Raw genomic sequence first — 25,736 nt, forward strand, 5'->3', positions numbered from 1 at the left:
CCCGGACGTCGAACCTCCGGGGCGCATCAGGAACACTTGCTTCACGCGCGCGGTTGCGCGAATTCCTTCACCGGTTGCGGCGGCTTCAAAGGATCGAAGTCGCTCCAGCGGCCTTGCTTCCAGCGGCCCGACGCACGCTCGATCTCCATTCCGCCTGCTTCCTGCAAAATCGACGCAGCCCTGTCATGCGTTTCCGGCGACACGTGCACGGCCACCAGCACGCCGGAATGGCGCGTCGGTTCCTCGGCCTGCATGGGCGCGGCGTTGGGCTTCTTCTTCGTATGCGACATCGCGCCTGCAAGCGAGCCGATATACGCGCCGACGCCCGCCGCGACCACCGACACGAAGAGCGGCGCCTTGAAGACGGCGAAGATCGCCGCGCCGATGATCGCGCCCACGACCGCGCCGATCGTCACGCCCTTGCCGGCGCCTTTCGGCGCGGCGCCCGCGCCTTTATCGGTGGACACGTCGCCGCCAATCGGAAAGCGCGCGTGCTGGCCGCTCGGGTTGACGAAGAAGAGCGTCACGTCTTCTTCCACGAAGCCGTTCGCGAAAAGCCGCTGCGCGGCTGCTTCGGCGGCGGGAAAGGTCTCGAATCGGCCAGCGATGATCAGGGACATGTTCCCTCCTTCTGAGTGATGGGTTGCGTGGAATCGGCCAGCACGCGCCTCGGAGCGCGCGCGGTTCGATGAGCGGCCGCGATCATTCGGGCTCCAGTCCCGCGACGCGGAAGAGGCCGCTGCGCAGCACGACCGGCTGGCCGCCGTTGTCGTCGAGCGCTTCGGCGCATACCGCGCGGATGCGCGCCGCGCCGCCTTCGAACGCGGGCATCAAGTCTTCCTCGCGCGGGGATGGCGCGCCGAAGTGGTCTTCGAGCGCCTCGGCGCTGATCGAGCAGACGACCGGCTCGCCGTCGACGAGCGCGGTGAAATGAATCGCGAGGTCGTCGCCGTCGAACACGGGGCGTTCTTCCGAAAACGTGATGTGCATGGTCGAGTCCTCATAAGCCGGCCTGGGACCGGCGGGCGCGCGAACGGGCAGGCCGTCGGCGCGTTCGATGAAATGCGGGGCGTTCATGGCGCGGCCTTCGGCGAAGCGTTGCCGAGTTGCTGCGCCATCTCGTAGTGGTGACGGATGACCGGCAGCGCCTTCGCGGCGGCGGCCTTCAGCGCGGCATCGTTGCCGTTTTCGCTTTCCTTCGCGAAAAGCTCAACGGCCTTCTGATGACCCGCCAGCGCGACCTTTTCAATATAGGCTTTGTCGAAGTCGGCTCCCTGAAGATTTTGCAGACTGCCGACGACCGACGAATCGGATGCCGGCGGCGTCGTGATGCCGTGGCGTTTCGCGATCACATCGAGATTGCGCGCGAGCGCCGTGTGATCCGCGATCATTCGCTGTGCGAAGTCCTTCACCTGTTTGTCGCCCGAACGCGCGAGCGCGAGCTTGCTGGCGGCGATTTCCGTCGCGCCCGCGGCGCCTGCGTCCTGGATGAACTGCTGATCGACGGTGGAGAGCTTCTGCGTCTGCATCTTGCTCGCGCCGTCCCGGGTCTGGGCGTGCGCGGGCGCGAGCGCGGCAGAAGCCGTCAGCGCAAGGGCGATGAAGCACGATGAAACGCGTGGCATCGGCTCGGCTCCGGTGGGGTCGAATGAGTCGGATCTGGCGATCAGGCCGCGCGCGACTTGCCGAGCGCGTCGATCAGCGCCTTGTTGAACGCGGGCAGGTCGTCGGGCTTGCGGCTCGTGATGAGATTGCCGTCGATCTGCACTTCCTGATCGACCCACGTGCCGCCCGCGTTGCGCACGTCGTCCTGAAGGCTCGGCCAGCTCGTGATCGTGCGGCCCGCGATGATGCCCGCCGAGATCGGCAGCCAGCCGCCGTGGCAGATCACCGCGATGGGCTTCTTCGCCTGATTCGCTTCCTTCACGAAGGCTTGCGCCTTGGCGTCGAGCCGGATGGCGTCGCCGTTCACCACGCCGCCCGGCAGCACGACCGCGTCGTATTCGCCAGAGGTGGCTTCGTCGAGCGTGCGATCGACGGCGACGGCATCGCCCTTGTCGACGTGTTTGAAGCCCTGAATCTGCCCCGGCTTCTGCGAGATGACGTCGACCTGCGCGCCGGCTTCCTTCAGCGCGCGCTGCGGCTCGACGAGTTCAGCCTGCTCGAAACCATCGACGGCGAGGATCGCGACCTTGCGGCCATTGAGGGAACTTGCCATTGGATACACCTCCTTTTTATTGCTTGTTTCGGACGTCCGCGGCGAGCGAGTCGCGCGCGGATGGACGTTCGAAACGGCAGCAAGGTGTGTGCCCAAATGGAGGCGCGGTGGCCGCTGCGGACCATCGCGGTGAAGAGGTCGTACTACGAAACCGTTTCGACTCGACGCTTGCCCGTGAGTCTCAGCATGCTGACGACAGCGGCCGCCGCCGCGAACACGGCCGCGACCGCCAGCGCGATCACCGGCCCGCGCTGCGGCTCGACGCCGAAGATCAGCGCGACGATCGCGGCGCCGAGCGTCTGCCCGGTAAGACGCGCGGTGCCGAGCATGCCGCTCGCGCCGCCGCTGCGATGACGTGGCGCGGACGACAGCATCTGCCGGTTGTTCGGCGATTGGAATAGCCCGAAGCCGAAGCCGCATATCGCCATGCGCCACGCCACGTCGGCCGGCGCCGGATGGGCGCCCACGGTCGCGAGCAGCACGAGGCCGACGCACAGCACCGCGAGCCCGACGCCGCCGAGCAAGCCCGCCGAATAGCGGTCCGCGAGTATGCCCGCGACCGGCGCGACGAACACGATGACGAGCGGCCACGGCGTCATCAGAAAACCGGTTTCAACCTGGCTCATGCCGAAGCCGTTTTGCAGCAGAAAGGGCAGCGAGACGAACGCCAGCATTTGCGCGCAGAACGAGCAGACCGACGTGCCGATCGACAGCGCGAACACCGGAATGCGCAGCAGGTCGACGGGCAGAAGCGGCGCGCTTTGCGTGAGCTGCCGCCGCACGAAGAAGTAGCCGATGACCGCCGTCGCGACGAACTCGCCGATCACATACGGACGATGCTCGCCGTGCCCGAGCCCGTCGACGGCGACGATCGCGATGCCGAAGAAGAGCGCGTTCATCACCGCGCTCACGTAGTCGTACGGTTGCCGATGCCCCGGCGTGCGCGGCAGCGCCTTCGCTCCGATGGCGAGCGCGGCGATGCCGATGGGCACGTTGATCGCGAAGAGCCACGGCCACGGCGCGACGGCCAGCACACCGGAGGCGACAGTCGGCCCGATCACCGACGAAATGGCCACCACGGTCGCGTTGATGCTCACGCCGCGCCCGAGCTGATCGTGCGGATAGATCATGCGGACGATCGCCGTGTTCACGCTCATGATGCCCGCCGCGCCGAAGCCCTGAACGACGCGCGCGATGGTGAGCGTGACGAGCGTGCCCGACAGCGCGCACGCCAGCGACGACACCGTGAAGAGCGCAAGCCCGCCCATGTACACGCGCCGATAGCCGATGCGATCGCCGAGCGAGGCGAGCGGCAGCAGCGAAATGGTGATCGCGAGCTGATACGCGTTGACGACCCAGATGGAATCGGCGGGGGAAGCGTTGAGATTGCGCGCGATGGTCGGCAGCGCGACGTTGGCGATGGCGCCGTCGAGCACCGCGAGCGTGATGCCGAGCGCGACGACGGCAATCGCCCAATAACGTTGGGGAAGGGGAAGACCTTGGTCGGAATCCATCGGAGGGCTGTGGGTGGCCGGGCGGCGCATTGTATGCCGCGCTGTTTTCAAATCGCTTGTGACTTCTTTCGATGACGCAGCCGCGAAACTCACGCGGCCGCGTTCGCTCCATGTCACTTGAGTTCGTAAAGCCCCGTGTAAGTCGCCGAATCGATCTCGTTCAGATGCGTCATGAAACGCGCGACGGCGTTCGTCGTGTTGGGATCGAGCGGCAGATTCTCGGCTTCGAGCGCATGAATGCGGAAGATATAGCGATGCGGCTTGTCGCCGCGCGGAGGCGCCGCGCCGCCGAAGCCGACCGTGCCGTAGTCGTTGCGAAGCTGCAGCGCGCCGGCGGGCAGCAGGCTGCCGTCGGCCTTGCCCGCGTTGCGCGGCAGCGACCGGACATCGGCCGGAATGTTGACGACGATCCAGTGCCAGAAGCCGCTGCCGGTGGGCGCGTCGGGATCGTAGACGGTGAGCGCGAAGCTCTTCGTGTCGGCGGGCGGGTCTTCCCACTGAAGCGCGGGAGAGATGTTTTCGCCGGATGCGCCGAAGGCTTGCTGATCGAATTCCTGCGCGCGGGTGAGAAAGCCGTTCGCCGGAAATTCGTCGGACCAGATGCGGAAATCAGCCATGAGAGTCATGCCTCCTTGTGAGCTTCAGTGAGCGATGGGGAATGCGGCGATGCACGGCACGTCGCGCAGCCAGTGTGCCCGGCGAGACGCGAGGCGCGGCCATGCTCGATAAGGCCGGATAGCCGATCGAGTGTAGCATCCGCCCCTCATTCGGACATGCGCCCGGAGATCGAATCGCCTGGCGTAATAAAGGCGGGAAATATGGCGGGCTACAATTATGAGATGAGACGAGCGCCCGTAAGAATGACCGGGGAAACGTTCTAATAATCCGGCGCGAGCCGGGAGGATGACGATGCCAAACGACCCGCGCCGCGCCGCCGGCCAATTCACGCCGGCCAGGCTTCCCGAAGACGACGCCGACATGTTCGACCTCGCGCCCGTTTCCCTGTGGCTCGAAGATTTCAGCGCCGTGCGCGAGCGGCTGGACCAGTGGCGCGCCGCCGGCGTCACCGATCTGCGCGCGTTTCTGTCGGAAGACGCGGCGCGCATTGCCGAATGCTCGTCGCGGATTCGCGTCGTGAAGGTGAACCGGCGCACGCTGACGCTGTTCGGCGCGCGGGACATCGACGATCTCGTGCAGAACCTCGCCCGCGTCTTTCGCGACGACATGCTGACCACGCACGTCGACGAACTCGATCAGCTCTGGTCCGGCAAGCTGCGCTTCGTGAGCCAGACGGTCAACTACACGCTCGACGGCAGGCGGCTGGACGTGCTGCTGAAAGCCGTCGTGCTGCCGGGACACGAGGACACGTGGAACCGCGTGCTCGTCACGATAGAAGACATCACCGAACTCGAAACCATGCGCCGCAAGGCCGCGCAGAGCGAACTGTACGCGCGCGGCTTGTTCGAGCATTCGCCGGTCTCGCTGTGGGTCGAAGACTTCAGTTCCGTGAAGATGCTGCTGGACGAAGTGCGCGAGCGGGGCATCGTCGACTTCCGGACGTTCGTGAATGTGCATCCCGAATTCGTCGAGCGATGCATGCAGGAGATTCACGTCCTCGACGTCAACGAGCACACGCTGCGCATGTTCGCCGCCTCCGACAAGGCGACGCTGCTCGCGCGTCTGCCGGACGTCTTTCGCGACGACATGCAGCAGCACTTTCAGGAGCAGCTTGCCGATCTATGGGAACACAAGCTCTTTCATCAGCGCGAAGTGCTCAACTATTCGCTCGATGGAAGCGAAGTGCATGTGCATCTGCAATTCTCGGTGTTTCCGGGGCACGAGGCGCGCTGGGATCTCGTGCTCGTCGCGCTCACGGACATCACCGCGCGCAAGAAGGCCGAAGCGTATCTGGAATTTCTCGGCAAGCACGACGTGCTGACCAAGCTGAAGAATCGCTCGTTTTATATCGATGAAATCAATCGGCTCGAACGCAAGGGGCCGTTCCCGGTGACGGCGATCGCGGTCGATGTGAACGGGCTGAAGAGCGTCAACGATCAACTGGGCCACGCCGCCGGCGATGCGCTCCTGCGGCGCGCGGGCGAGGTGCTGTCGAAGGCCGTCGAGAAGCCGTTTCAGGCGGCGCGCATCGGCGGCGACGAGTTCATGCTGCTCTTGCCCGGCACCGACGAACGCGGCGCGGAAACGGTGATGGACGGCATCCGCCAGTTGCTGGAGGTGAACAATCAGTTCTACTCGGGCATGCCGTTGAGCTTCGCGATGGGCGCGGCGACATCGCGCGAAGGCGAGCGGCTCGAAGCCATGCTGCAACGCGCCGATGCCGCGATGTATGTCGAAAAGCGCGCGCAATACACGCAGGGCGCGCAGGGGGAGTGACGAAAGCGGGTGAATAAAACTACTGCGTGACTTCGTCGATCCCGCGATCCAGCGCGGGACACGCCTCATCGATTTCCTTCTTGTACTCGGCGGGATTGCTCGTCTTGAGCTTGTCGAAGCGATCGACCGTCGCCTGCGCCTGCCGGTAGCCGAGTGCCCATTCGGCTTCGAAGTCGGGCGCATCGCGGAAGTTGGCGCGCGCGGCGTCCTTGAAATGCGCGACTTTCGCGGCGTCGATATGACAGACATCCGCTGCGCCGCGCGCGATGTTCGCGCTCGTCATCACGCCTTCGGCCGCGAGCAGTTGCGGCGACGACGGGTGGCCAGGCGGCAGTTGCGTCTGCGCGGAAGCGCCCAACGCAAAAAGCACGAGCGGGAAGGCGACGATTTTCAATGGCGACATGCGGTAAATGAAAGCGGTGACTGGATCGAAAAAGTATAGATGAAGCCCCTGGAAAACCGGTGTCCTGAAGGCGAAAGACGCTATGACCCCCATGCTAGAATCGATTCCCACCGCCGTTCTCAGACACAACAATGAAAAAAGGAAGCAAGGCCGCGACGCCCGCCAGTGCTGCGCCCTCGCCGACCGGGTCGGAAGGGCGGCGCAAGTACGATCCTGAAGAAACCAAGCGCAATATTCTCGATATCGCCACGCAGGAATTCTCGGCGATGGGTCTGACGGGCGCGCGCGTCGATGCCATCGCGGAGCGCACGAACACCACGAAGCGCATGCTGTACTACTACTTCGGCAGCAAGGAAGGGCTGTACGAAGCGGTGCTCGAACAGGTCTACGGCGACATCCGCGCGCTCGAACAGGAACTGCATCTCGCGGACATGGAACCCGAGGAAGCGTTGCGCGAATTCATCGGTTTCACGTTCGATTATCACGACAAGCATCGCGATTTCGTGCGCCTCGTCACCATCGAGAACGTGCATTCGGCCAAGTACATCGAGCAGTCGAAAACCTTCAAGACGCGCAATTCGACGGTGGTGAAGACCATCGAGGATCTCATCGCGCGCGGCGTGGCGGCGGGGCGCTTTCGCGACGACGTCGATCCCATCGATCTGCATCTGATGATCAGCTCGTTCTGCTTTCATCGCGTGGCGAATCGCCATACGTGGAGCGCGGCGTTCGGGCGCGATCCGTCCGGTCCGCGCTCGCGGGCGCGGCATCGCGAGATGATCATCGACGCCGTGCTCTGCTTCATGCGTCGCGAAGACTGAACGGCAAAAATAAAACGGCGGCTCTCATGCGAGGCCGCCGTTTTTCATGATGCTTCGCGTCAGTCGAATCAGGCTTCGAGCAAGCGCTGGAAATGCGCGAACATGCGCTCGGCGTCGGGTTCGCGGCCCGTGAAGATGCGCAGCGCATCCACGGCCTGACACACCGCCATGCCGCCGCCACTGGCCGTCTTGCAGCCGAGCGCCTTCGCGGCCTTCAGCAGTTCCGTTTCGAGCGGAAAATAGACGATCTCCGCGACCCACAGATCCTCGTGCAGATACTCCGCCGGCAGCGGCAGGCCGGGCAGCTTCGCCATGCCGGTCGGCGTCGCGTGGATGAGGCCGCTCGCCGCGCGCAATGTCTCGCGCAAGTCGCCGCCGCTCGTCACTTCGCGATCCGGAAAGCGCGCCGCGAGTTCCTGCGCAAGCGACGATGCACGCGCGTCGTCGGAATCGAACAGCGTGAGCGCGCGCGCGCCCATCGCGAGCGCGGCATGCGCGACGGCCGCGCCCGCGCCGCCCGCGCCCAACTGCACGACGCGATCGAGCGGCGCATCGGGCAGGGCGCGCTGAAACGCGCGCGCGAAGCCCGACCAGTCCGTGTTGTAGCCGATGCGCTTGCCGTCCTTCAGCACGACCGTGTTGACCGCGCCGAGCGCGCGCGCGTCGGGGTCGAGATCGTCGAGCAACGGGATCACGCTTTGCTTGCACGGATACGTGATGTTCAGGCCGTCGTAGCCCATGCGTTCGGCGGCCTGAAGCAGTTCGGGCAGCGCCGATGGCTCGAGCTTCAGCGCCTGCAGGTCGATGCGCCGATACACGTAGTTGAGCCCGAGGACGCGGCCTTCTTCTTCGTGCATGGCCGGCGTGAGCGAACCGCCAATGCCCGAGCCGATGAGTCCGATGAGGTATGAAGTTTTGCTGGTCATGCGAGATGCTCCCGCGAAAGAAGCCAGGCGACAACGCCTAGCGTACTGCAGAAAATGAGGGCGCGATGTTGCATCGCGACAGCGACGGAACTTAGGACCGAAGTGTGACCGCCGCAGCGGCCGGTGTCCGTCCGTATTTTCACGGATTTTGTACGATCTGGTTAGTTTGTTATGCTGCAGCACAATGACGTGGCATGCGTGCGTAGCGCCTACACTGAATCGATCACCCCGCATCACACCGAATGCACGAGGAGGCAGCATGCCGCGTTCAATCCCGACATCCATCGCGACGGTATCCATTAGCGGAACGCTCGTGGAGAAACTGAAGGCCATCCGCGCGGCGGGCTTCGACGGCGTCGAAATCTTCGAAAACGATCTCCTGTATTTCGACGGCACGCCCGCCGATGTCCGGCGCATCTGCGAAGACTTAGGCCTCGCCATCTACCTGTTTCAGCCGTTTCGCGACTTCGAGGGCGTGAACCCCGAGCGCTTCACGAAGAACATCGAGCGCGTGAAGCGCAAGTTCGACTTGATGCACGAACTCGGCGCGGACCGCATGCTCGCGTGCAGCAACGTGTCGCCGGAGACGATCGGCGATGACGCGCTCATCGTCGATCAGCTCGGCACGCTTGCGCGGCTCGCGAAGGAAGCGGGCGTCGTCGTCGGCTACGAGGCGCTCGCGTGGGGCCGGCACGTGAATTCGTACAAGCACGCGTGGCGTCTCGTCGATGCCGTGAATCACCCGAATCTCGGCCTCGTGCTCGACAGTTTCCATACGTTGTCCATCGGCGATTCCGTCGATGAAATCGCCACGATTCCCGGCGATCGCATCGCGTTCGTGCAGATCGCCGATGCGCCCGTGCTCGCGATGGACGTGCTCGAATGGAGCCGTCACTATCGCTGTTTTCCGGGGCAGGGCGCGTTCGATGTCGCGGGCTTCACCGCGCGCGTGTTCGAGGCGGGCTATGCGGGGCCGCTGTCGCTCGAAATCTTCAACGACGGCTTTCGCGCCGCGCCGACCGCGATCACCGCGGCGGACGGGCATCGGTCGCTGCGGTTTCTGGAAGAACAGACGCGCGCCGCGATGGGCGACAACGCGCCCGCCGCGCTCTTCGATCCGCCCGCGCCGCCGGAGCACATCGGCTTCCAGTTCCTCGAATTCGCCGTCGACGATACGACGCGCGAGCACGTCGCCGAATGGCTCGGCAAGCTCGGCTTCCGGCTCGCGGGACGGCATCGATCGAAGGACGTGACGCTCTTTCGGCATGGCGCGGGATCGATCGTGCTCAACGCCGAGGCCGATTCTTTCGCGAGCGCGTTTTATCAGCAGCACGGTTTGTCGCTGTGCGCGTCGGCGTTTCATGTCGATGACGCGAAGCTCGCGTTCGAGCGCGCCGCTGCTTACGGATCGAAGCCGTTCTCGGGGCAGGTCGGGCCGAACGAGCGCGTGGTGCCGGGCGTGCAGTCGCCGGATGGCAGCCTCGATTATTTCGTCGATGAAGCGCCCGGCGCGCCCACGCTGTGGGAATCGGATTTCGTGCTGACGGATATCGACGGCCCGTATGAAGTCGGGCCGCTGTCGCGTATCGATCATGTATGTCTTTCGCTGCCGGCCGAAGCGCTCGATACGTGGGTGCTCTTTTTCCGCAGCGCGTTCGGCTTCGAGACCGAGCCGAGCGTGATCGTGCCGGACCCGTACGGCCTCGTGCGCAGCCGCGCGGTGCGAAGCCGCGACGGGTCGGTGCGCATTGCGCTGAACGCGTCGGTGGATCGATACACGGCGGTGGCCGAATCGCTTTCGACGTATCGCGGATCGGGGCTGAATCACGTCGCGTTCAGCACGCCCGATATCTTCGATGCGATCCCGCGCCTCGCCGCCGATGGCGTCAAGTTCCTGCGCATCCCGCGCAATTACTACGACGATCTCGTCGCGCGCTACGGCTTGCCCGACGAGCAGATCGACGCGATGCACGAGCACAACATTCTTTACGACCGCGACGAGCGCGGTGGCGAGTTCTTCCATGCGTACACGGAGCAGCTCGATCAGCGCTTCTTTCTGGAAGTGATCGAGCGGCGCGGCGGATACGATGGCTATGGCGCGGCGAACGCGGCCGTGCGGCTCGCGGCGCACGCACAGCAGCAGCGCGCGCGCCAGGCGTGACTATCATGAAGACATGGCGGCAATCGATAGCGGGAGGGCGCCATGATGGACTTATCCGGCATACTGATCGGCGTCGCGATGATGGCGGCGCTCGGCATCGTGTTGTTCGCGCATGACTGGCGGATCGCGCATCGCAAGGACGAGCCAATGCACACCGGCGCGCGGCGTCATACGCTGCGCGACTGGTGGATGCGACATCGTCATTGAGCGACGCTAGCGGCTCTGTCCGCCCGCCGCCGCGATGGGCGGGTCGTCGCGCACGGCGGATGCGGTCTCGAAGGCATCGATATAAAGATATAGCCGATGCACGATCTGCACTTGCGTCGGCGAAAGATGTGACTGGCGCGTGACGGCGGCGAGCCGCTCGCGCCAGTACGAAGGCGGCAGCAATGGACCGCCAAGATCGCACGACAACGAACGACGCATCACCCTTTGCAGGTGAGCCAGGTCCTGGTCTGCCATCAGCGCCGCAAACGCGCCGTGGGGTTTCATGTGATGAATGGGGTCCATTACTCCGATGGCGGCATTGCGCGCGGAAACTTGATAGGTGCAAACCCTCGTTTTCGTGTGCCGTGCGCTGAGGCCGACTTTTCTGCGCCCCACGTTCGATGATGCCGCGATGCGTTTGCTATACTCTGCGCTCTCGCCGCTCAGGCGGGATCCACGGTCCGCTCCCCGTAGTTCAATGGATAGAACGAGTGCCTCCTAAGCGCTAGATGCAGGTTCGATTCCTGCCGGGGGGACCAGAAAAAAGTATTTATTCGGCGTTGGCGCTAAGTTGGCGTAACGCGCTCGAAAACAAAAAACCCCGCACAAAGCGGGGTTTCGTTTTATGCGCCCTTGTCGCGAGGTGCTAGCCGTTGTCGCCGCCCGCCACCGGCAACACGGCGCCTGTGATGTAGCCTGCTTCGTCGGATGCGAGGAAGAGAATCGGCGCGATCTGTTCGTCGAGCGTGGCGTATCGCTTGAAAAAGGTCAATTCGGTCACTTGCTTCACCGCTTCGCTCATCCACATCTTCTCTTGCTCGCTGTCGCCGGCGGCGTTGCGAGGCACGCGTCGCGCAGGCGCTTCGGTACCGCCGGGCGCAGCAGCCACCACGCGGATGTTGTGCTCGCCGTACTCCATCGCAAGCGACTGCGTCATCGCATTGACGCCGCCCTTGGCCGCCGAGTACGGCACGCGTCGAATGCCGCGCGTCGCATTCGACGACACGTTGACGATCGTTCCGCGCCCTTGCGCGAGCATCGCCGGCAGCACCGCGTGGCACGCATACAGCGTCGGCATGAGCGAGCGGCGGATTTCCGCATCGATCTGCGCCGGTTCGAACGCCGCATACGGTCTCATGCGAATGGCGCCGCCCACACCGTTGACGAGAATATCGATCCGGCCGAACTTCGCAACCGCGAAAGCCATTGCCGATGCCGCGCCTTCATACGTTTCGAGGTCCGCGACGAAGCCCGCCGTATCCGCGCCCGTTGCTTCGGCTGCGACTTCGGAAACGAAATCGGCACGATCGACGAACAGCACCTTCGCACCTTCAGCGGCTGCACGCAGCGCGACGCCACGCCCGATACCCTGCGCCGCACCGGTGACGACCATCACCTTGCCTTCGAATCGCTGCGTATTCATGCGGTCACCGGCGCTGCGTTGGGCGTGAACTTCTCGTAATGGAAGCTGTTGGGTTTGACGCCGTTGTCGTCGAAGTGCTTGCGCACTGCATCGACCATCGGAGGCGGGCCGCACAAGTACACGTCGACGTCGCCATCGTTCAGACATTCGGCCGGCATATGCTGCGTGACCCAGCCCTTGCGCGGATGACCGGACGCGGCTTCGGCGACCACGGTGCTGAACGTGAAGTTCGGCAGCTTCGATGCATACGCCTCGATGGCATCGACCTGTACGAGATCGAGATCGCGCGTCACGCCGTAGATGAGATGCACCTTCTGCTGCGAGTTCGCGCGAACGAGGACTTCGAGCATCGAAAGAAACGGAGCGAGACCCGTGCCGCCCGCGAGGAACAGAAGCGGTCGCTCGACAGCGCGCAAGTAGAAGCTGCCGAGCGGCCCGGTCAGCGAGACCGTGTTGCCCGCCTGCGCGGATTCGAGCCACGTGCTCATCACGCCGCCGGGAATCTTCTTGATCAGGAAGCTGATCTTCGATTCACCGGGCGACGATGAGAAGGAATACGAACGATGTTGGCCGCTGCCCGGAACATCGATATTCACATACTGTCCAGCGAGAAAGACCGGCGGAACGCCTTGCACATCCAGTTCGAGGACCACGGCTGCATCGTTGTGCTGTTCGACTTTCGTGACGGTTGCCGCGAACTTGCTTTGCTCCGTCTTGCATGCCGTCGACGATGCGGGCACCGCGATCACGCAATCGCTTTGCGGCACCATCTGGCAGGTGAGCACGATGCCGCTTTCCTTTTCGTCCTCGCTGAGCGCGTCTTCGATGTAATCGTCGCCGAGGTCGTAACGGCCGCTTTCCGCGCGGCATTTGCAGGTGCCGCATACGCCGTCTGAGCAGTCCATCGGCAGATTGATCCTGGCGCGAAAGGCTGCATCGAGGACCTTCTCGCCGGCCTTGCATTCGACGAAGCGCGTCACGCCGTCTTCGAAGTTCAGTGCGATGTTGTAGCTGGACATGTTGCCTCCTACTTCCTGTTTCGTTCCGGGTCGTGCGTCAGACGTGATAGACGTCGAGCACCTGGCGGATGTAGTCGTTTTTCAACGCGATCTTCTTCTTCGCGATCAGCAAGCGACCGTCGACCTTGCGGAACGTGACGTTGATGGTGCCGAAGAACTGGTCCGTGATCTTGTAGCGATGGCTCAGCGTGTTGAAGTTGTATCGAACGTCCACTTCGCTATCGCGCTCGGCCAGCACTTCCACATTGGTGACGTTGTGGCTCGTGCGCGGCTCCGGCATGGATGCGCCGCTGCGCTCGGTCTTGATGCGAAACACGCGGTCTTCGAGGCCGCCCCGGTCCGCGTAGTACATCAGCGATATCTCGCAATGCGGATCATCGGTGAGCCTGTCGTCGTCGTCCCATGCGGGCATCCAGTACGTGACGTCTTCCGTGTAGCAGGAAAGCCATTCGTCCCATTGACGGTCATCGAGGAAGCGCGCTTCCTGATACAGCGCATTGCAGATCTTTTGATAATCGACGCTCATGATGTCGCCTCCGCTTGTTCCTTGCGCAGGGCGTCTCGCATCACCTGCACCCAGTATTCATGCTGCACCACGAAGAGACCTTCGTCCTCGCTGCGTTCGCCCGAGATCAGCGGATTCAGGCCCATGTTGCGGGCGTTTTCATCCGGCCCGTGTATCCACAGCGGCGCGCCGCGCGAGAGGTCGTTCCACATGGTCGTCGAACCCGCGTAGCCGGACTGGCACGCGCGGAATTCTTCGAGGTCGTCGCTCGTGCCCATGCCCGAGACGTTGAAGAAGTCCTCGTATTGGCGGATGCGCGTCGCGCGGTCTTCGGCGCTTTCGCCCTTCGGGGCGAAGCAGAAGATGCTGACTTCGGTCTTGTCGACGCTGATCGGGCGAACCACGCGAATCTGCGTGCTGAACTGGTCCATGAGGAACACGTTCGGATAGAGGCACAGATTGCGCGTCTGGTTGACGACGAACTTCGCCTGGTCTTCGCCCATGCGCGCAACGATTTCATCGCGATGCTGGTAGACCGGCCGCACTTCCGGATTCATCGTGTTGGTCCACAGCAGAATGTGGCCGTGCTCGAATCCGTACACGCCGGCCACGGACTTGCTCCAGCTATTCGCATCCACGGCTTTCGTGCCTTCGATCTTGCGGCGGCCCATCGTGGCGGCGTAGTTCCAGTGAACGGTGCTGACGTGATAGCCGTCGCAGCCGTTCTCCATCTGCATCTTCCAGTTGCCGTCGTAGATGTACGAGGAATTCCCGCGCAACACTTCGATGCCATCCGGTGCCTGAGCCACGATCTGATCGATGATGACCTTCGTCTCACCGAGATAGTCTTCGAGCGGCATGACGTCCGCATTGAGGCTGCCGAAGAGAAAGCCGCGGTAGCTTTGAAAGCGCGCGACTTTCTTCAGATCGTGCGAGCCTTGTTTGTTGAATTGCACTGGATATTCAGTGGTTTTTTCGTCCTTCACCTTCAGGAGCTTTCCCGCGTTGGAGAAAGTCCAGCCGTGGAACGGACACGTGAAGCTGCCCTTGTTGCCATGCTTGCGGCGGCAGAGCATCGCGCCCTTGTGTGCGCACACGTTGATCACTGCGTGCAATTCACCGGTCTTGTCGCGCGTGATGACGATCGGCTGCCGGCCAATCCACGTCGTGTAGTAATCGTTGTTGTTCGGGATCTGGCTCTCGTGTGCGAGATAGACCCAGTTACTCTCGAAGATATGCTTCATCTCCAGTTCGTACAGATCGGCGTTCGTGAAGATATCGCGGCGGCAACGGAAGACACCGGCTTCCTTGTCATCCTGAACGGCCGAGCTGAGCAAGTCTTCGAGTTGCCGGGCTTTGTCGATAGTTGCGGACATGTGTGCTCTCCCTATGCCGGCCTGCAGCGAGGCCGGACATCGGTTCAAAATTAAGTCGAAGGAGTCGGTGGCGGGCGCGTCGGTCGCCGCCTTAAGCGATTACGCCGTGACGGATACGCGCGGGCGATTGACGAGCTGGTTGTCCTTGCCTTCGACGAGCGGCGTCAGCGCGATGTCGAATTGAATCTCTTTATACGCATCGTCCTTGAGACCGAGCGCCGTGCCTCCGGTCTTCTCGGCCACATGAGGCACGAGTTCTTCGCGGGTCGCATAGGCGAAGTCGTCCCAGATGAGCGGGTCGCCTTCGATGTTGATCTGCGTCGTCAGCTTGCGCGTGTTCTCGCTCGTGATGAAGAAGTGCACATGCGCCGGGCGGTTGCCGTGACGCGCCATCGCGTCGAGCAGTTGCTGCGTCGCGCCTTGCGGCGGGCAGCCGTATCCGACGGGCATGAGCGTGCGGAATTCGTACTTGCCGTCCGCGTCCGTTTTCACTGCGCCGCGAAGATTGAACTCGCTTTGCGTGCCGGTCGGGTCGAAGTGCGAATAAAACCCCTTTGAGTTGGCATGCCAGCATTCGACGATAGCGCCCGCCACGGGCTTGTGGTCCAGCCCGGTCACCGTGCCGCGGATGATGAGCGGGCCCGCGTTTTCGTCAGCGTCGATATCGATTTTCGATACCCCGTCACGCACCGGCGCGCCGGCGACATACAACGGTCCTTCGATGGTGCGCGGCGTGCCGCCGTGAATATCGGCTTCGCGGTCTTCCGCATCCATGCGGATGTCGAGATACTTCTCCAGACCGAGGCCGGCAGCGAGCAGCGCCGCTTCGCCGTCGCGTCCGAGCTTGTTGAAGTAGTTCACGCCGGTCCAGATCTCGTCGGGGGTCATGTCGAGGTCATCGATGGCCTTGAACAGGTCGCTCAGCAGACGATGCGTGATCTGCTTGGTGCGGGCATTGCCATCGTTGCTGCCAAGGTTCGCGGCCGCCTTGAGAAGGTCTTGCACTTCCTTCGTATCGAACACTTTGATGTTCATCGTCTGCTCCTGACTCTCTATTCTTTGGTGGGGGTTAACCCTCGTTTCAGCCCCGTTCGAGTATGCTCAGAAGGTATGATCGGGCTGTGAAACTCGGTGTGAATGCAGAATAGTTGACGGCAAATACCCTAGTCCAACACTGATTTAGTATTGGGCTATATCCAGGAGGTATCGAATGGAACTGCGACACCTTCGTTACTTCGTGGCGGTAGCCGAAGAGCGCAATTTCACGCGGGCGGCGCAGCGGCTTCACATCGCACAGCCGCCGCTCAGCCGGCAGATTCAGCAGCTCGAAGAAATTCTCGGTGTGCAACTCTTCGAAAGAAACTCACGCCCGCTGAAACTCACTGAAACGGGTAAGTTCTTTTACGCGCACGCGGTGCAATTGCTTGCGCAGACATCCGAACTCGAATCGATGACACGGCGAGTCGGCAATATCGAGCGCAGCATGTCGGTAGGTTTCGTCGCATCGACGCTTTATGGGCTATTGCCGAAGATCATCCGCCGCTTTCGCGACGAGAATCCGACCGTCGAACTGAGCCTGCACGAGATGTCGACGACGGATCAAATCAGGGCGCTCAAGGACGGACGAATCGACGTGGGTTTCGGCCGCATTCGCCTGGAAGATGCGAATATCCGGCGCGTGGTCCTGCGTGAAGAAAAGATGATCGTTGCGTTTCCTGCCGGTCATCCGCTCTCGATTGCCAAGCCCGTTTCGGCCTTGCGCGATCTCGTCAACGAGACGCTCATCATCTATCCGAAAACGCCTCGTCCGAGTTACGCGGATCAGGTGCTCGCCGCCTTTCAGGACCGGGGTCTGAAGCCGCGCAAGATCTACGAGGTGCGTGAGATTCAGATTGCGCTCGGGCTCGTCGCGGCGGGCGAGGGCATCTCCATCGTGCCAAGCAGCGTCTATGGCCTGAAGCGCGATGACGTGAGCTACAAGGAACTGGACGACCCGACGCTCGTGTCGCCCATCATCATGAGCATGCGTGCGATGGACGAATCGCGCGATATCAAAGAGATGCTCGACCTGATTTACCGGCTATACGAGGAAGCGCAGATTCCTTTCGTCGCCCGCACCGGCAAGGGGCAATGAGCGATCATACCCCGGGGGTATGGCACTAGACGTCGATGGTCTTGGACAGGCGAATATTGCGCACGCAATACTTCATCAACCCATCCACTTCGTCATTTCAGGTATGAACCCCCAAATCATCTCCGTCGAAGCGATTCTGGTCGATCTTCCGACCATTCGCGCGCATCAGCTATCCATGGCGACGATGCAGCAGCAAACCATGGTCATCATCCGCTTGCGTTCGAGCGATGGCATCGAGGGCATCGGCGAAGCCACGACCATCGGCGGTCTTTCCTATGGCGAAGAGAGTCCCGAAGGCATGAAGCTGACGATTGATACTTATCTCGCGCCGGCGCTCGTCGGAGAGGATGCGACGAACATCAACGCCCTGATGCTCAGGCTGAACAAGGTCGCGCGCGGCAACCGCTTCGCCAAGTCGGGCATCGAAACGGCGCTGCTGGACGCGCAGGGCAAACGTCTCGGCGTGCCGGTATCGACACTGCTCGGCGGCGCGGTCCGCAAGACGCTTCCTGTTCTGTGGACGCTCGCGAGCGGCGATACGAATCGCGATATTGAGGAAGCCGAAATGTTATTGGCGGAGCGTCGCCACGACACGTTCAAGCTGAAGATCGGACGACGCAGCGTTCGCGATGACGTCGCGCATGTGTCGAAGATCAAGGCCGCGCTGGGCGATCGCGCCAAGGTAACGGTGGATGTGAATCAGGCGTGGAACGAAGTCGATGCCGCGCTGGGTATCGAAGCGCTGGAAGCGGCGGGCATCGATCTCATCGAGCAGCCGACGCCGCGCGAGCATCGCGGGGCGCTGGCGCGGCTGGCTGCGCGTTTCATCGTGCCGATCATGGCCGATGAAGGCGTCACCGGTCCCGAAGACGCGCTCGAACTCGTGCGTGGCGCGTGCGCCGATGTGTTCGCGCTGAAGATCGCCAAGTCCGGCGGCATCTACGGAATGATGCGCACGGCCGCTGTCGCCGATGCCGCGGGCGTGCTGCTCTACGGCGGCACGATGCTCGAAGGCAGCATCGGTTCCATCGCTTCGGCGCACGGCTTCTGTGCGCTTCCGCAATTGTCCTGGGGAACGGAGTTGTTCGGTCCGCTGCTGCTCAAGGATGACATCGTGACCGCGCGTCCTCAATACCGCGACTTCGATCTCCATATGCCCGAAGGCCCGGGGCTCGGGCTTGAAATCGACGAGGCAAAGCTCGCGTTCTATCGCCGCGACAAGCGTGGTTGAGCGCAGCACGGCAATCATCGAGCATTCACGCGGCGCTCATGCGTTGAGCGCCCTTCGAGGAGACATCATGCTTTATCTCGTACGAATGGACGTGCGCTTGCCGCACGATATGCCGCCCGCGCAGGCCGAAGACATCAAGGCGCGCGAGAAGGCTTACTCTCAGCAATTGCAGCGTGAAGGGAAGTGGCAACAGTTGCATCGCGTCGTGGGTGAATATGCGAACTACAGCGTCTTCGATGTCGACTCGCACGACGAACTGCACGACATTCTCTCGGGCCTGCCGCTGTTTCCTTACATGACGATGCAGGTCACGGCGCTCGCGCGGCATCCGTCGTCTATTCGCTAATAGAGGCGTGACCGGGCGCTTAGCTGAGCGCTTCGATCGTCGCGATCGCTTTTTCCGCAGCGGGCGACAGCGTCCGTTGCGCGAGATAGGCGATGGAATATTGCACGTTGAGATCGCGAATATCTTCGATACGCAGCCGGACCAGCGCGCCCGATTCCAGTTCGTACTTCAGCGCGCGGTCCGGCGCGATGAGCACCGCGTCCTCGTGAATGGCAAGCTGAGTCAGCGCGCGAAAGTCGTTGCTTTCGACGCGCGAGGTCACGTCTTCGCCGGGGCGGCATCGAAGGAGCGTGCGCCACTGCTCGTGTGCCGCGACCGGTAGCGGCACCGAAGCAAGTCTTGCCTCGCGGATCTGCGCCAGTTCCACCGTATTCCCGCACAGCGGATGAAGCGGCCGCACGAAGAAGCCGATCGGCTCCGGCTTCAGCGGGCGCAGTGCCATTTCGACGGTCAGCGGCATCAAACGATTAGCAGTCAGAACGAAATCCAGTTGCTCCGATTGCAACGCTGCAAACAGGACTTCGCTGCAATTCACATCAGCGGCGACGCGCAGATTCGGCCAGTCGCGCTGCATGACGCGAAGCACGTCCGACAGCAGGATTGCCGCTGGAAACGGCCCCATCCCGAACCGCACGCTGCCCATTTCATGTTGACGAAGAAGCTGCAAATCGCGCTCAAGGCAACCTGCCTCGAAGAGAATGCGTCGTGCACGCTCCAGCACCATCTGACCCGTCGATGTCAGCGTCACCCCGCGCGCGCCGCGATCGAAGAGCGCCATGCCCACTTCGTCTTCGAGCGCCTGAATGCTGCGGGTTAATGCGGGTTGCGTGAGATTGACGTTTCGTGCGGCGGCTGCAAGCGTTCCTTGCTCAACGACCGCCACTAAATGTTCCAGCCGCTTAAGGTTCACGATTAACCTTTTATGCATATTTCGGATGAAAAACCTGCAATTGCATTATATGAGCCTTGGTTGTGAAATGTGGGTGGCCCACCCGCTTGGGCCTCGCAACATGCTGGTCGTTTGCTGCCTTGTTCTGACGTAACGCCATGCGATGTATCCGGCATGCAGTCGCGTGGACATCGTTCGCAACGAGTCATTCAATCAAGAGCCGGAACCTCAACGATGTCGCATCCACAAGATCAGTCAGCCGAGAAAGCCACCCTTGCGACCGTGGCGGCGCACAAGCAGGCCCTTCAGGATTTACCCTTAGAAGATCATCTCGACGAGGAGGAGGCAAGGCGAGGGTTCATCGGCACCGTGCCCGACGCAGAAGTGCGCGATGCATACGGTGCGCTCGTCTGGAGCGTGGCCGACTATCGGTTCCTCGACGATCCCGTCGCGCCCGCGACCGCGCATCCCGCGCTCTGGCGTCAGGCGCGGCTCAATCTCATTCACGGCCTCTTCAAGGTCACCGATCGCATCTATCAGGTTCGCGGCTTCGACCTGGCGAACATGACGATCATCGAAGGCGACTCGGGCCTCATCATCATCGATCCGTTGACGTGTCGCGAAACGGCGAAGGCAGCGCTCGATCTGTATCTGAGTCATCGTCCGGGAAAACCCGTGGTCGCCGTCATCTATAGCCACAGTCACGCCGATCACTTCGGCGGTGTGAAGGGCGTGACGGACGAAGCCAGCGTGCGCAGCGGCAAGGTCGCGGTGATCGCGCCCGAAGGGTTCATGGAAGCGGCCATCTCCGAGAACGTCATGGCCGGCACGGTCATGTGGCGGCGCGCGCAGTTTCAGGGCGGATCGACCTTGCCGCGCAACGCCTGCTGTCAGATCGACGCGGGCCTCGGCAAGACCGGCCCGAGAGGCACCGTGACGCTGATCGAACCTACAAGGCTCATCCGCGAAGAGACCGAAACGCATGTGATCGACGGCATCGAGATCGTGTTTCAGTTGACGCCGGAAAGCGAAGCGCCCGCCGAGATGCACTTCTTTTTCCCGCAACTGCGCGCATTGAATCTGGCGGAGAACGGCACGCGCACGCTGCACAATCTCTGCCCGCTGCGCGGCGCGCAAGTGCGTGACGCTCGACTGTGGTCGCGCTATCTGAACGATTCGCTGGAACGTTACGCGCCTCATGCCGATGTCGTGTTTGCACAGCATCATTGGCCTACGTGGGGCAGGGCGCGCATCACGGCGTTCATCGAGCAGCAACGCGATCTCTACAAGTTCCTGCACGACCAGACCGTGCGGATGATGAATCATGGCCTCACCGGTATCGAGATCGCGGAGCGCATGCGGCTCCCCGATAGCCTTCATGCGCAATGGCACGCGCGGGGCTATTACGGCACGGTATCGCACAACGTCAAGGCCATTTACCAGTATTACCTGAGCTGGTACGACGGCAATCCGAGCAACCTGCATGCGTTGCCGCCGGAGATGTCGGGGCCGCGCTATGTCGAGTACATGGGCGGTGCGCAGGCAATGATCGAGCGGGCGCGCAAGGACTATGAGCGCGGCGAGTATCGCTGGGTCGCGCAGGTGATGAATCACCTGATCTTCGCCGAGCCGCAGAACAAGGACGCGCGCGAACTCGGCGCGGCGGCGCTCGAACAGATGGGATTTCAGGCGGAGTCGGCCACGTGGCGCAATGCGTTCCTGCTCGGCGCCCGCGAACTGCGGGAAGGTCGCGGACGTGCCGCTACGGTCAATCCGCGCAGCGCGGACATGGTCTGCGCAATCAGCGATTCTTTGTTCTTCGACTATCTCGCGATCCGCATCGATGGTTTGAAGGCGCAGCACATGCATAGCCGCATCGCGTGGAATTTCACCGATACGCACAAGCGTTACGCGCTGACGCTTCAGCACGGCGCGCTGACCTGCTCCGAGATGCCGCATGTCGCGCCCGCGCATGTGACGGTCTCGATGTCCCGCGAACTGCTCAACGAAATTCTGCTGGCGAAGACCACGTTTGCAGATGCCATCGTTCAGGGGCACATCGTGCTCGAAGGCGAAGTCGAGCGCTTTACCTCATTGCTCGACATGCTCGATCGCTTTAACGGAGATTTCAACGTCGTCGAGCCGTAATTCTTCAGCGCACCGGCACGCCGCGTGACGTGGCGTGCTTCCGGCCGCAGCGGTATGTCGTTCCGGCTGGTTTGCAAGATGCTTCGTAGTCCGTATATATGGAATGGTTATGCGCGTTGCTCCTCCCGTCGTTCTTACGTCCGTCGAGCGCGACGAACTCGTTGCGTTGATTGCTCCAGTCGATGGCAATTCCAAACTGGCCCAGCGTGCGCGCATCGTGCTGATGGCGGCAGACGGCGTTCAAAACAAGCGGATCGCAAGTGAACTGGGTATCGGCCGCGTGCAGGTGGCGCGATGGCGCGAGCGGTATGCGCGTTCGCGGCTCTCGGGCATCAAGGAGGAGTTGCCGCGCGGTGCGCCGCCTGTCAGAGTGGACGTCGCGCGCCTCGTCGCACTGACCACCGACGCGCCCGGCATGGGCGGCAAGACATGGAGCACGCGCAAGCTCGCGGCGGAACTCGGCGTCAGCGCCGCGAGCGTGTCGCGGCACTGGCGCGCGACGGGCATTGCATCGCATGTGGGAAGCGCGCAGCGCAGCGAGGGATTGCTCGACTTGTACGGGCAACGCGCCGCGATCGTCGGGCTCTATGTCGCGCCGCCCGAGCACGCGCTCGTATTCGCGCTGGAATCCGCGGACGAATCGCCCATGCGAGCACGCGAGGCAGTGCGTCCCATCCACGCGTGGCAGCGCCATCTGGCGACATCGCTCATCACGTCGCTCAAAGGATTGATGAGCAACGCTTCCGGCGTCAACATCGAAGTGCAGCGGCATGTGTCGTGGCTCGGCTTCTTAGGCGAACTCGAACGGAACGTGCCGCCGGGAAAGGTGCTGCTCGTTGTCGCGGACAATCATCTTTCGCATCATCATCCGGCGGTTCAGCAGTGGCTTCGCGGCCACGAACGCATTCAGGTGCGGCTCGCGCCCAACGCGGGCGCGTGGCTGCGCCTCTTGCAAGGCTATTTGCGCGATGCGCAGTCCGGGCTATGCGCAGGCGGGTTACCCGAGCATATTGCCGATGTGCTGTCGTTCATCGAGCGGCAACGCGGGTCGCAGCTTAGTCACGCGTTCCATTGGTGCATGGGCGCGCACGCGGCGGGCGAATTGCGTGCGATCGAGTGTGAAGACGACGCCCCGGCCGACGCCGAAGCGCCCGCGCACGAAGCCGCGCTCATCGCCGATGCGCCATCCAGCGACGACATGCAGCTCGATCGCGCCGTCCGCCCCGTTGCCAGCACGAAGCTGCTGCCGCCGCGCAGCACGCGTCGCCTGATGTCGCGGGACAGCTTCATGACGCGCCTGCTCGACGCGCGGCGTCATCGTTGCGTCGTCATTCAGGGGCAGGCCGGCAGCGGCAAGACCAGCACGATGATCGTTTGGCGCAAGGCGCTGATCTCGCTCGGCTTCGACGTGAGCTGGCTGTCGCTTTCCAGCGAGGACAACGAGCCGGCGAGATTCTTCGACTGCCTGCTCGCGAGCATCGCCGAAGTGGATCCCGTCGTCGTGCGCGATGCGGCGCTTCTCGTGGCGCAAGCGGGCGGCGATACCGCTATCGAGCATTGGGTCATCACGCTCGTGCAGGCGCTCGCCAAGCGTCAGCGCCACATCATGCTGATGATCGACGATCTGCATCACGTCTGCGATCCGCGCATTTTCGAAGCCCTGCAATGGCTGCTCGACTATGCGCCCGCGCAGTTGCATCTCGCGCTGTGTTCGCGCAGCGCGCTGCCGCTTTCCATGGAGCGGCTGCGATCGCAACACGTGCTGAGCGAGTTCGACATGCGGGATTTGCGTTTCACCGAATCCGAATCCGAACGTTATTTGCGCGAGCAGCTCGGCAGCATCGATTCGCGCGACGCGGCGGCGCTCCATGCGCTGACGGAAGGTTGGGTCGCTGGCCTTCAGCTCTTCGCCGTCGATCTGCGCACGCGGCAGGGGAACGACTATCCGGTGGTGAAGGTGCACGATCCACGCACGTTCGCGAGTTATTTCGAATGCGAAGTGCTCACGCGGCTCGCAACGGACGATCTCGACATGTTGACGCGCGTGGCCGTGTGTCATCGCTTCAATGCGCCGCTCTGCGCGAGCGTGATCGGGCAGAACGCGGATATGTCCCGCATCGGGGCGCGGCTCACGCAGCTCGAAGCCGACAATCTCTTCATCACTGAAGTGGGCAGTCACGACCGCGAGACGTGGTATCGCATTCATCCGTTGCTGCGCGAGACGCTTCTCACGCGGCTCGCGGAACACGACGCCGAAGCGCTGCGCGCCTCGCACGCGGTGGCGTGGCGCTGGTTCGAAGCGCATGGTCAGATCGACAGTGCGGTGTTTCATGCGGTCAAGGCCGGCGATCCCGCTGCCGCCGCCGCCATGGTCGAGCGATGCGCGCAGGCGCTCTTGGCGCAGGGCGAACTGAACCAGTTGTCGGGCCTGCTGCGAATGCTGCCGCTCGAGTTCGTGCAGAAAGGCTTCGCGCTGCATATCGCGATGGCGTACCTCCATCTTTATTCGCGCAACTTCAAGGCGCTCGGGCGAAGCCTCGAACAACTGGAAGCGTCCGCCGATGCGCTCGACAAGCGGCAGCGCTATACGCTGTGCCTGCTGCGAGCCGGTCTCGCGCTCCAGCAGGACGACACCGATGCGCTCGTCGCCATGCTGCCCGAACTGCGCGCCATCCCCGAAGACGCCGACGATTTCGCCTGGAACGGCCGCAGCAACGTGCTGTCGTGGCTGCATATGTCGCGCGGCGAATACGACGAAGCGCGCGCCGTGCTCGACGACATGGGCCGGCACGCGGGCGCGCCGCGCAGCAGTCTGCTCGGGCGTTGCATGGGCGCGCTCAGTTTGTCGATGGAAGGGCGCATCAAGGAGGCGGAAAAGATCATTCGCGGCGTGCTGCACGAATCCGAGCGGCAGGGCCCGCCGTATGTGGGCGTGTCGTGCATGGCGGCAAGCCTTCTCGCCGATACGCTCTACGAACTCAACGACTTCGAGTCGGCGTGCCAGTTGCTGGAATCGCGCATCGGCATGCTCGAACGGGTGTCGTTGCCGGAGATCGTCTTGCGTGCGTTCACGGTGCTGTCGAACGCGCACTGGGCGGCGGGACGGCGCGCGCAAGCCTGTTCGTGGCTCGATCGTCTCGAAGCCTATGCCGGCCGCTACGGACTCGATCGCGTGCTCGCGGAAACGCTCGTTCTGCGCTTGCGCCGGCATCTGGAACAAGTGGAAACCGAACGCGCCAATACCGTGCTCGAACGCCTCGCCGTGCTCGAAATGCGTTACGCCGATTCGGGGCCAGACATGGCGGCGCGCATCCGTTTCGCCGCTGCGCGCGCCTGCGTCGAAATGTGCCTGCACACCAGCGACTATGCGGGTCTCGCGAGCCGTCTCGAAGCGCTGATCGCGACGGCCGAGCAGAGCGGGCGACGGCTTCTCTCCACGACGCTGAGACTGCAGCTTGCCGTCGCGCAACACGGAACCGGCAACGAACAGGCTGCGGCCAAGGCGTTCGGCCAGGCTATCCGGCAGGGGCATGCGCTCGGCCTCATGCGCACGCTGCTCGACGCGGCGGCGGGCGCACCGGGCAGCTTTGCCGCGCTGGCCAGCCAGTCCATCGCCGATCCCGTCCTCGCGTTCTACGCGGAACGCCTGCTGTCGGCGGCGGAAGCGCGCGCGGCGATCGCGTCGGTTGCCCGTCCGTCCACAGCCGCGTTGCCCGTCGATGCCCTGAGCGAACGCGAGCGCGAAATTCTCGCGTTGCTCGCGCAGGCCATGTCGAACAAGAAGATCGCGACGGTGCTCAACGTGTCGGCGGAAACGGTGAAGTGGCATCTGAAGAACATTTACCTGAAGCTCGGCGTGGGCGGACGGGGCGGCGCGGCCGCGCGCTTCCGCGATCTCAGCGCGCGCGACGCCGGTACGCACGAGTCCGCGTGAGACACGCCGCATGACGGGGCGAAACATATGGATAAGTCCTGTCACTGCGCCCCCCGCGCCGGGGAGTGGAGTGTCAAAGGCGCGCAG

At 63.0% G+C, this 25,736-nt stretch carries 24 protein-coding genes and 1 tRNA gene; 10 read left to right on the top strand and 15 right to left on the bottom strand.

Going from position 1 to position 25,736, the window contains the following annotated elements:
• Positions 1-41: 41 nt before the first annotated feature.
• The 6 genes from NCR39_RS03880 to NCR39_RS03905 form a co-directional block, all read right to left on the bottom strand.
• Positions 42-620, bottom strand: coding sequence for a glycine zipper 2TM domain-containing protein (locus tag NCR39_RS03880; protein WP_250450820.1), 579 nt, complete (start codon positions 618-620; stop codon positions 42-44).
• Positions 621-702: 82 nt separating this feature from the next.
• Complete coding sequence (locus NCR39_RS03885; protein ID WP_250450821.1) at positions 703-1,077, bottom strand: DUF1488 family protein; 375 nt, start codon at positions 1,075-1,077, stop codon at positions 703-705.
• Positions 1,074-1,625 (bottom strand): DUF4142 domain-containing protein, encoded by a 552-nt coding sequence (locus NCR39_RS03890; protein ID WP_250450822.1) that lies wholly within the window; start codon positions 1,623-1,625, stop codon positions 1,074-1,076. The genes NCR39_RS03885 and NCR39_RS03890 overlap by 4 nt, the downstream gene beginning before the upstream one ends.
• A 41-nt stretch (positions 1,626-1,666) precedes the next feature.
• A complete protein-coding gene (locus tag NCR39_RS03895; RefSeq protein WP_250450823.1) occupies positions 1,667-2,218 on the bottom strand; it encodes a type 1 glutamine amidotransferase domain-containing protein in 552 nt (183 codons plus the stop codon).
• Positions 2,219-2,361: 143 nt separating this feature from the next.
• A complete protein-coding gene (locus NCR39_RS03900) occupies positions 2,362-3,732 on the bottom strand; it encodes an MFS transporter (RefSeq protein WP_250450825.1) in 1,371 nt (456 codons plus the stop codon).
• A gap of 113 nt (positions 3,733-3,845) precedes the next feature.
• The gene (locus tag NCR39_RS03905) at positions 3,846-4,349 is read right to left on the bottom strand and encodes a YbhB/YbcL family Raf kinase inhibitor-like protein (RefSeq protein WP_250450827.1); all 504 of its coding nucleotides are present in this window, start codon (positions 4,347-4,349) and stop codon (positions 3,846-3,848) included.
• 292 nt (positions 4,350-4,641) lie between these two features.
• Between NCR39_RS03905 and NCR39_RS03910 the strand changes: the two genes are divergently transcribed.
• Positions 4,642-6,126 (top strand): sensor domain-containing diguanylate cyclase, encoded by a 1,485-nt coding sequence (locus NCR39_RS03910; RefSeq protein ID WP_250450829.1) that lies wholly within the window; start codon positions 4,642-4,644, stop codon positions 6,124-6,126.
• 19 nt (positions 6,127-6,145) lie between these two features.
• Here the strand turns inward: NCR39_RS03910 and NCR39_RS03915 are convergent, their stop codons facing one another.
• Positions 6,146-6,520 carry a hypothetical protein gene (locus tag NCR39_RS03915; protein WP_250450831.1) on the bottom strand — a complete coding sequence of 125 codons (375 nt, stop codon included), beginning with the start codon at positions 6,518-6,520 and terminating at the stop codon, positions 6,146-6,148.
• A 140-nt stretch (positions 6,521-6,660) separates the two neighbouring features.
• Between NCR39_RS03915 and NCR39_RS03920 the strand changes: the two genes are divergently transcribed.
• Positions 6,661-7,350, top strand: coding sequence for a TetR/AcrR family transcriptional regulator (locus NCR39_RS03920; RefSeq protein WP_250450832.1), 690 nt, complete (start codon positions 6,661-6,663; stop codon positions 7,348-7,350).
• Positions 7,351-7,418: 68 nt separating this feature from the next.
• Here the strand turns inward: NCR39_RS03920 and NCR39_RS03925 are convergent, their stop codons facing one another.
• Positions 7,419-8,276, bottom strand: coding sequence for a shikimate dehydrogenase (locus NCR39_RS03925; RefSeq protein WP_250450833.1), 858 nt, complete (start codon positions 8,274-8,276; stop codon positions 7,419-7,421).
• Positions 8,277-8,547: 271 nt separating this feature from the next.
• Here NCR39_RS03925 and NCR39_RS03930 point away from each other — a divergent pair, with 271 nt between their 5' ends.
• Positions 8,548-10,437, top strand: a complete 1,890-nt coding sequence (locus tag NCR39_RS03930; protein WP_250451460.1) for a bifunctional sugar phosphate isomerase/epimerase/4-hydroxyphenylpyruvate dioxygenase family protein — start codon at positions 8,548-8,550, stop codon at positions 10,435-10,437.
• A 42-nt stretch (positions 10,438-10,479) separates the two neighbouring features.
• On the top strand, positions 10,480-10,644 hold the full coding sequence (locus NCR39_RS03935; protein WP_250450834.1) for a hypothetical protein: 165 nt from the start codon (positions 10,480-10,482) through the stop codon (positions 10,642-10,644).
• A gap of 6 nt (positions 10,645-10,650) precedes the next feature.
• On the opposite strand, the gene NCR39_RS03940 is transcribed toward NCR39_RS03935, so the two are convergent.
• Positions 10,651-11,040: a LamB/YcsF family protein gene (locus tag NCR39_RS03940; RefSeq protein ID WP_250450835.1), complete on the bottom strand. Its 390-nt coding sequence runs from the start codon at positions 11,038-11,040 to the stop codon at positions 10,651-10,653.
• 68 nt (positions 11,041-11,108) lie between these two features.
• Between NCR39_RS03940 and NCR39_RS03945 the strand changes: the two genes are divergently transcribed.
• Positions 11,109-11,183: transfer RNA gene (locus NCR39_RS03945), tRNA-Arg, on the top strand.
• A gap of 107 nt (positions 11,184-11,290) precedes the next feature.
• Here NCR39_RS03945 and benD read toward each other — a convergent pair.
• The 5 genes from benD to catA all read right to left on the bottom strand — a co-directional run bounded on the left by benD (position 11,291) and on the right by catA (position 16,002).
• Positions 11,291-12,067 (bottom strand): benzoate diol dehydrogenase BenD, encoded by a 777-nt coding sequence (gene benD / locus NCR39_RS03950; protein ID WP_250450836.1) that lies wholly within the window; start codon positions 12,065-12,067, stop codon positions 11,291-11,293.
• Entirely contained in the window at positions 12,064-13,086 is a 1,023-nt protein-coding gene (gene benC / locus NCR39_RS03955) for a benzoate 1,2-dioxygenase electron transfer component BenC (protein ID WP_250450837.1), read from the bottom strand. Before benC ends, benD begins: the two co-directional genes overlap by 4 nt.
• A gap of 37 nt (positions 13,087-13,123) precedes the next feature.
• On the bottom strand, positions 13,124-13,612 hold the full coding sequence (benB, locus tag NCR39_RS03960) for a benzoate 1,2-dioxygenase small subunit (protein ID WP_250450838.1): 489 nt from the start codon (positions 13,610-13,612) through the stop codon (positions 13,124-13,126).
• Complete coding sequence (locus tag NCR39_RS03965) at positions 13,609-14,967, bottom strand: Rieske 2Fe-2S domain-containing protein (RefSeq protein WP_250450839.1); 1,359 nt, start codon at positions 14,965-14,967, stop codon at positions 13,609-13,611. The genes benB and NCR39_RS03965 overlap by 4 nt, the downstream gene beginning before the upstream one ends.
• Before the next feature lie 99 nt (positions 14,968-15,066).
• Positions 15,067-16,002: a catechol 1,2-dioxygenase gene (gene catA, locus NCR39_RS03970; protein ID WP_250450840.1), complete on the bottom strand. Its 936-nt coding sequence runs from the start codon at positions 16,000-16,002 to the stop codon at positions 15,067-15,069.
• Between the two features lie 175 nt (positions 16,003-16,177).
• Between catA and NCR39_RS03975 the strand changes: the two genes are divergently transcribed.
• The 3 genes from NCR39_RS03975 to catC all read left to right on the top strand — a co-directional run bounded on the left by NCR39_RS03975 (position 16,178) and on the right by catC (position 18,678).
• Entirely contained in the window at positions 16,178-17,101 is a 924-nt protein-coding gene (locus NCR39_RS03975) for a LysR family transcriptional regulator (protein ID WP_250450841.1), read from the top strand.
• Between the two features lie 103 nt (positions 17,102-17,204).
• A complete protein-coding gene (locus NCR39_RS03980) occupies positions 17,205-18,332 on the top strand; it encodes a muconate/chloromuconate family cycloisomerase (protein WP_250450842.1) in 1,128 nt (375 codons plus the stop codon).
• A 67-nt stretch (positions 18,333-18,399) separates the two neighbouring features.
• Entirely contained in the window at positions 18,400-18,678 is a 279-nt protein-coding gene (gene catC, locus NCR39_RS03985; RefSeq protein WP_250450843.1) for a muconolactone Delta-isomerase, read from the top strand.
• Positions 18,679-18,697: 19 nt separating this feature from the next.
• Here the strand turns inward: catC and NCR39_RS03990 are convergent, their stop codons facing one another.
• Positions 18,698-19,606, bottom strand: a complete 909-nt coding sequence (locus NCR39_RS03990) for a LysR family transcriptional regulator (RefSeq protein ID WP_284507083.1) — start codon at positions 19,604-19,606, stop codon at positions 18,698-18,700.
• A gap of 195 nt (positions 19,607-19,801) precedes the next feature.
• On the opposite strand from NCR39_RS03990, the gene NCR39_RS03995 reads away from it, so the two are divergent.
• Both NCR39_RS03995 and NCR39_RS04000 read left to right on the top strand, forming a co-directional pair.
• Positions 19,802-21,715, top strand: a complete 1,914-nt coding sequence (locus NCR39_RS03995; RefSeq protein WP_250450845.1) for an alkyl/aryl-sulfatase — start codon at positions 19,802-19,804, stop codon at positions 21,713-21,715.
• Positions 21,716-21,824: 109 nt separating this feature from the next.
• Positions 21,825-25,649, top strand: coding sequence for a LuxR C-terminal-related transcriptional regulator (locus NCR39_RS04000; protein WP_250450846.1), 3,825 nt, complete (start codon positions 21,825-21,827; stop codon positions 25,647-25,649).
• The last annotated feature ends 87 nt before the right edge of the window (positions 25,650-25,736 follow it).

This window comes from Caballeronia sp. ATUFL_M2_KS44, assembly GCF_023630965.1.
Lineage (GTDB): Bacteria > Pseudomonadota > Gammaproteobacteria > Burkholderiales > Burkholderiaceae > Caballeronia > Caballeronia concitans.